This window comes from Lonsdalea britannica (assembly GCF_946477055.1).
GTDB lineage: Bacteria > Pseudomonadota > Gammaproteobacteria > Enterobacterales > Enterobacteriaceae > Lonsdalea > Lonsdalea britannica_A.
Map to the genome: position 1 here is coordinate 39,952 of NZ_CAMKXG010000003.1, position 6,417 is coordinate 46,368.

6 protein-coding genes are annotated in these 6,417 nt (G+C 59.2%); 3 read left to right on the forward strand and 3 right to left on the reverse strand.

Annotated elements, in window-relative coordinates:
* Positions 1-38: 38 nt before the first annotated feature.
* Positions 39-779: a GntR family transcriptional regulator gene (locus tag Q7O77_RS00680; RefSeq protein ID WP_304162359.1), complete on the reverse strand. Its 741-nt coding sequence runs from the start codon at positions 777-779 to the stop codon at positions 39-41.
* A gap of 197 nt (positions 780-976) precedes the next feature.
* Between Q7O77_RS00680 and Q7O77_RS00685 the strand changes: the two genes are divergently transcribed.
* From Q7O77_RS00685 to Q7O77_RS00695, 3 genes are read left to right on the forward strand one after another with little or no spacing between them, the layout of a single operon-like run.
* Positions 977-2,056 carry an ADP-ribosylglycohydrolase family protein gene (locus Q7O77_RS00685; RefSeq protein ID WP_304162362.1) on the forward strand — a complete coding sequence of 360 codons (1,080 nt, stop codon included), beginning with the start codon at positions 977-979 and terminating at the stop codon, positions 2,054-2,056.
* Positions 2,002-3,420 (forward strand): cytosine permease, encoded by a 1,419-nt coding sequence (locus Q7O77_RS00690; RefSeq protein WP_304162365.1) that lies wholly within the window; start codon positions 2,002-2,004, stop codon positions 3,418-3,420. The genes Q7O77_RS00685 and Q7O77_RS00690 overlap by 55 nt, the downstream gene beginning before the upstream one ends.
* Positions 3,417-4,367, forward strand: coding sequence for a PfkB family carbohydrate kinase (locus Q7O77_RS00695; RefSeq protein WP_304162368.1), 951 nt, complete (start codon positions 3,417-3,419; stop codon positions 4,365-4,367). Before Q7O77_RS00690 ends, Q7O77_RS00695 begins: the two co-directional genes overlap by 4 nt.
* Before the next feature lie 19 nt (positions 4,368-4,386).
* On the opposite strand, the gene ftsP is transcribed toward Q7O77_RS00695, so the two are convergent.
* Positions 4,387-5,802, reverse strand: a complete 1,416-nt coding sequence (gene ftsP, locus Q7O77_RS00700; protein WP_304162371.1) for a cell division protein FtsP — start codon at positions 5,800-5,802, stop codon at positions 4,387-4,389.
* Between the two features lie 103 nt (positions 5,803-5,905).
* On the reverse strand, positions 5,906-6,417 hold a 512-nt coding region (locus Q7O77_RS00705), incomplete at its 5' end, for a 1-acylglycerol-3-phosphate O-acyltransferase (protein ID WP_304162374.1).

A 6,417-nucleotide genomic window follows, 5' to 3' on the forward strand; every position in this document is an offset into this window, starting at 1 on the left:
GGTCTGACCGGTGCTGCGCTTACCGCAGGGACGGTGATTTAATCAGACACTTCAAATTCGTAGATATCGCTACGGCAATAAATTTCGCAGTATTCCAATAACTCACCCTTGGCGTCGAAGGTGTGCTGACGGCTAAACAGCAGCGGCATACCGTTCGGCACCTTCAGCAGTTTCGAAATTTCCCGCGTCGCGCTAACGGCACGAACACGATAACGCCGATTTTCTGGAAATATGTGTCGCTCACGCCAATAGCCGTACAGCGAATGTTCAATCTCTTGCGGTTTCGGTAACCAGCGCTGCGGGATCCATACCGTCTCAAGCGACGCTGGCTCATCATTCAGCAGCCTGACGCGACGAAGTTTGGTCAACACACTGCTTTCCGGAAGATGCATCGTCAGAGCCAGCGTCGGGGTAATGGCGACGTCGGTGATGCGTTCCAGCCAATTGTTGCTCGCGACCCCGCCCCGCTGTTGAACCAGCGCGGAGAAACCCGGTTCATCGCTGGTCAGCGCATAGTCGAGCTGGAGGGCGATACGCGTGCCGACGCCTTGCTGGCGAAGAATCAACCCTTTCTGCTCCAGCAGCGCCAGAGAACGGGAAACCGTGACGCGGGACAGCCCCAGCAGTTGTACCAGCTGGCGCTCCGGCGGTAAAAAATGCCCGCTAAGATCGCGCCGTTGCTGAATAGCGAGCTCAAGCGCTTGCGCCAGTTGCATGTAACGCGGAGCGGATGACGGCTTGTCCAGCAAGGACCGTAACTGAATAAAAAACTCTTCCATAGCTGCCTTGTGGTTAGGGTCTTTAATGAGGCAATTTTTTATCAATTCCCCACCGCCTGGATACTCATAATATGCAGGGTAACGTACCTAGGATTTACATTGGCATCATAAAGGCTTTAAATTGGACTTGCAATTAACGCGCGCTTTTTATACATTAGCCACGGTATTAGGAAACTAAGCCAACACCAGGGGTCTTCATGACCGTAATAAAACATCCCCACGACGCCATCCTCGGTTGTCTCTACGGGCAAGCGGCGGGTGACGCGATGGGGATGCCATCCGAACTTTGGCCACAGAAACGCGTCCGCCAGCACTTTGGCTGGATTGATCGCTTTTTGCCGGGTCCAGACACCAATATCGCCGCCTGCGGTTTCATCGCAGGAGAATTCACCGACGACACCCAACAGGCCATCGCGCTGATTAATGCCGTGATCGAAGCCAAAGGCGCCATCGAACCTGAACGTATTGCTCAACATATTCTCGAGTGGGCGATACGCATCAACGCATTCGAAAAAAATGTGCTTGGTCCCAGCTCCAAGGCGGCATTGAACGCCATTCGTTCCGGAACGCCCGTGCATGAAATCAACGCCAATGGCGTGACCAACGGCGCCGCCATGCGCGTAGCACCGATGGGCTGTCTGATGTCCACCGCCGACAAAGCCGCGTTTATTCACGCGGTGCGCCTGTCCTGTAGCCCGACGCATCAGTCCGATATCGCCGTTGCTGGCGCGGTCGTCATTGCCTGGGCCGTCAGCCGCGCTATCGACGGCGCGGAGTGGAAGACGATCAAAAGCGAACTGCCGCGGTTGGCGGAAGAAGTCCAACTGCAGCGCATTACTACCTTCAGTCCCAAGCTGAGCCGCCGCATCGAACAGGCATTCAGTCTGGCCGCCACGCTTCGACATGTCCCGGACGCCCTGGCGCTCTCGGAACTGTACGACACGCTGGGCGCAGGCATGGATACGCTGGAATCCGTGCCGATGGCGCTGGCTCTGGTCGAACTCGCTGTCACCCAACCCCAACGCTGCGCTATATTAGCTGCCAATCTTGGCGGCGATACGGATACAATTGGCGCTATGGCCACCGCGATTTGCGGTGCGCTTCAAGGCATCAATGCCTTTCCCGCAGCATGGGTTTCCATCATCAATCAGGCCAATGAGATTGACTTCACTCCTCATGCTGCAAAACTTTATGCATTCAGAATAAAGAGGAGCACATTGGAATGGATGGAACGCAACGAGGTGATACACAACCTTCATCCAAAGGTTGGAAGGTAGAAGAAACCGGTATTGATCTGGTGCCCGAGGCCGAACGCACGGGCACCCCGCTACAGCTTTTCTGGATCTGGTGCGCCGCCAATATCGGCATCCTCGGCATCGTTTACGGCGCCATCATCGTCTCCTTCGGACTCTCCTTCATTCAGTCCGTCCTGGCCGCCGTCATCGGCGTCGCAAGCTTCTCTCTCGTTGGCTACACCTCCTTTGCCGGACAAACCGGCCGCACCTCGACCCTGACGCTCTCCCGCGTCATCTTTGGCCTGCGCGGCAACATCGCCCCCACCGCGTTCAGCTGGTTCTGCCTGATCGGCTGGGAGGCCGTCAACGTCATTACCGGCACCATGACGCTGGCCGCGCTGTTTGAAGCCATCGGCTTCAGCGCCAGCCACACGCTGACCGTCGTCTGTCTGGTGCTGTTTGCTGGCCTGACCATCATCGTCAGCCTGCTCGGGCAAAACGTACTGTTCGCGATGCAGAATTGGTTCAGTAAGATTTTCGGCACCATGACGCTGATTGTGGTCATCTACATTCTGTTCAATACGCCGTGGCAGCAGGTGCTGGCGATGCCGTCCGGCAGCTGGCTGACCGGTTTTCTTCCGGCTGTTTCCGTGATCGCCGCAGGCACCGGGATCGGTTGGACCATCGCGGGGGCCGACTACAGCCGCTATCAGCATCCATCCACGCCGCGCAGCAGCATTTTCACCTCCGTAGTCGGCGGCGCCTGTCTGCCGCTGGTCCTGCTGATGCTGGCTGGCATATTGCTCTCTTCCCAGCTGAAGGATCTTGCCAGTTCTGCCAACCCCATCGCGCTGATCGGCACCGTGCTTCCGCCGTGGATGTCCGTCCCCTATCTGTTGACCGCCACCGCGGGCGTCGTCACCATCGCGGTATTAAGCCTCTATTCAGCCAGCCTCAACCTGCTGACCATCGGTATTAAAGTCCGCCAGTCCGTGGCGGTGTCCATCGACGCCATTCTGATGCTGGGCGTGGCGATTTACGTCCTGTTCGTTTCCGGCGACTTCCTGACGCCGTTTATTTCGTTCCTGATCTTTTGCGGCGTGTTCCTCGGCTCATGGGCGGCGATGTTTATCCTCGACTACCTGAGCCTGCGGCAGCATCGCGGCTACTCTGCCGTCGCGCTATTTGGTCTGAACGGAGAAAACCGCGGCGTTCGCTGGATCCCGCTGGGCTGCTGGCTATTGGGATCGGTATGCGGTCTGCTGGTCACGAAAACCGGGTTCATCGACGGTCCGCTGGCGGTGGGGATTTTCGCCAATTCCAGTCTGGGCATTTTTCTCTCTTTTGGCATCAGCCTGGTCACGTACGGTTTGTATTTGCTGTGTAACCCCAAGGAGAAATCATGAAAAAGGACTTTCATGCCACCACGCCTGTGGTGGTGATCGGCGCCGCCGTGGGCGATAACGTGATGGCCGTGAAACGGCTGCCGCAGAGCGGGGAAGATATTGAAGCGAAAGATCTGGGCTACCAGATTGGCGGCTGCGCCTTCAACGTCGCCCGCGCCCTCCGTCGGCTTCAAGTGCCGGTCATCAATGGAATGACGGTCGGCAACGGACCGTGGAGCCAACGCGTCGCGGCAGAGATGGCCGCGCTGGGTCTGGACATACAGCTTCGCAGCGACGATCAGGATAACGGCTGGTGCCTCGCGCTGGCCGAAGCGTCCGGCGAACGCACGTTTATATCGGTTTCAGGCTGCGAGTCGCAGTGGTCGCAGGAAAAGCTGGCTCAGCTGGTTTTTCCGGAAGACGCGCTGATCTACGCCAGCGGCTACGAGCTGGGCGGTGACAACGGCGCACTGCTGTGCGACTGGTTGCTGGCTCAGCCTCAGCGCAAGCTTGTGGATCTGGGACCGCGTATCGCAGACGTACCGCCCGCCTTTATCACGGCGCTGGACAATACGGATACCCTGCTGACGCTAAACCGGGACGAAACCCGCTTTCTGTGTGGCGATGGCGACCCCATCGCGCTGTCCGCAGAGTACGCCGCCCGCCATCATCTGACGCTGATTTGCCGGTTGGACAAAGACGGCGCCTGGCTGTGCATACCGGGAGAAGCGCCCCGCTATGCGCCAATCTATCCCGTGGAGGTGGTCGACACCATCGGTGCCGGTGATGCGCACAGCGGCGGGCTGCTGGCCGCCCTGTCGGCGCATTGGCCGCTGGCCGACGCGGTGGATTTGGCGAATCGTATCGCCGCCTGCGTGGTCGCCCGGCCCGGCGCAAATGGCGCGCCGGACTGGCAGGAGCTGCAACAGCGTTTCGCCACCGCCCCCAACGCCGCGCCGCATCACTAGCTTCATCGGGCGAACGCGTTTAGGCGTTCGCCTGCACCACAAGCTGTCCGGCCGAGCCTTTATCCGTCATCTCCAGCGTATGGCTGTAGTACAGGAACGGGAAGCGGTCGACGGAAGGCTGATTGAAGTACACCAGCAGTTCCACGTCGTTCTCCACCCATACCGTATCTTTCCAGCCATTATCTTCCGGCGGGATTCTGCCGCCGTTCACACTGCGCACCAGGAAGGAAGCCCCCTGAATATGGAAGGGCTGCGGCGTATCCGCATGCACGAGCCAGCGCTCACAGCGTCCGACCTGCGTCTGCACATCCGTCCGGTTCATATCCCACATCGCGCCGTTGATACCCGGCAAGGTATCGCCCAGCCGGAATTCACGGGTACGGCTGATGGTGCTATCCACGATATTGTCCGCCATCAGCCGCATCGGCAGCGTGTCGGTCACCAGCGGCAGCATGCCGGTCGGCTTCAGGGTCAAAATCTGGCCGGAGACCAGAATCGAGGACGGCTCGAACAGACCGCGCAGGCGGTCCATAATGCCGGCCGATGCACCGGCAGTCAGCGTGACCTCGTCGCCCTTTGACATATCGATCAGAATCTCGCGGCGCTCGCCCGGTGCAATAGGCAACTGGTTCAACGCCAGCGGCGCGGGCAGAAAGCCCTGATCGTTGGCGATCAGATACATGGGCCGGTTGTCGCTCATCTGTAAAACGTAGCGGCGCGCGTTGGAGGCGTTCAGCAACCGCAGTCGCACCCAGCCGCGCGACACCTCGACAAACGGGGTCTGCATGCCGTTGACCAACAGAATATCGCCGACGAAACCGCCGTGGCTCGGCGGGTCGTACTGCGGCGTGCCAAAGCCATCGAGCCGTTTGTCCTGGATCATCAGCGGAAAATCGTCGACGCCATAATGATTGGGGATCGGCAGCGATTGGCTGATGCGATCCTCCACTAGCCACAGGCCCGCCAGACCGTTATAGACATGCGGCGCCATGCGGTTCGGCGTATTGGCGTGATACCAGCACGTAGCAGCTGGCTGGCGGATCGGCAACACCGGCGACCAGTCCATACCGGCCGGGATGATTCGGCCAGCGCCTCCCATCAGCGAGCCCGGCACCTGCAGACCGCTGACGGTCATCGACACCGGCTCAGGCAGGCGGTTGCTGTAAATCAGCTTGACGTCATCGTCGCTGTACACCCGGACGGTAGGGCCGAGATAGCGGCCGTTGATTCCCCAGACCGGAACTTTGCGATTGCCGGAAAAGGCCCAGTGCGCGCGCTGCATCGTCAGAAAGACCGGCTGCCCGCGACGGGACTCGATGAGAGGGGGAATAGGTAACATGTTGGTCGAAACATCGGCCTTGGCCGTTAACGGCATGGCGCTGGAACACAGGGCCACACCAGATGCCCGAAGAAACTGACGCCGGCTTAATGACATAATCACTCCGAAAACCTGTAAAACCGCATGCTACCTATCACTTCCTAAAGGAAGAGCAGACCTGCTGATACGCCGCCACCGGCCCGTGCGGCTGGACTCACGGCTATCGTTTTTTAGCGGCTTCCCGTGCGGCGACTTCCGCATCGAGCTGCTGAATTTTTTCCGCCATCACCGCGTGACAATGCGCCGCCAGTTCCCGGACCTGATCCTTGCCGTAGGTGCTGCAATCGATCGGCGGCAGCATTTCGACAATGACCAGACCGTTGTTCCAGCGATTGAGCTTCACTTTGTTATGCGTGTTGGAAATGCAGATCGGCACGACGGGAACACCCGCACCGATGGCCGCATGGAAAGCGCCGGTTTTGAATGGCATCAGGCCGCGCCCGCGACTGCGAGTGCCTTCCGGGAACATCCACACGGAAATATGTTGTTCTTTGATGTGCTGCACGACCTGCGCAATGGTGCCGTGCGCGCGGGTGCGGTTATCGCGGTCAATCAGCAGGTTGCCGGTAATCCAGTACAGCGGGCCGAAAAACGGGATCCAGGCCAGGCTCTTTTTACCGACCGTGATGGTGCGAGGCTGTACGACGTTGGCCGCCGTGATCATGTCATAGT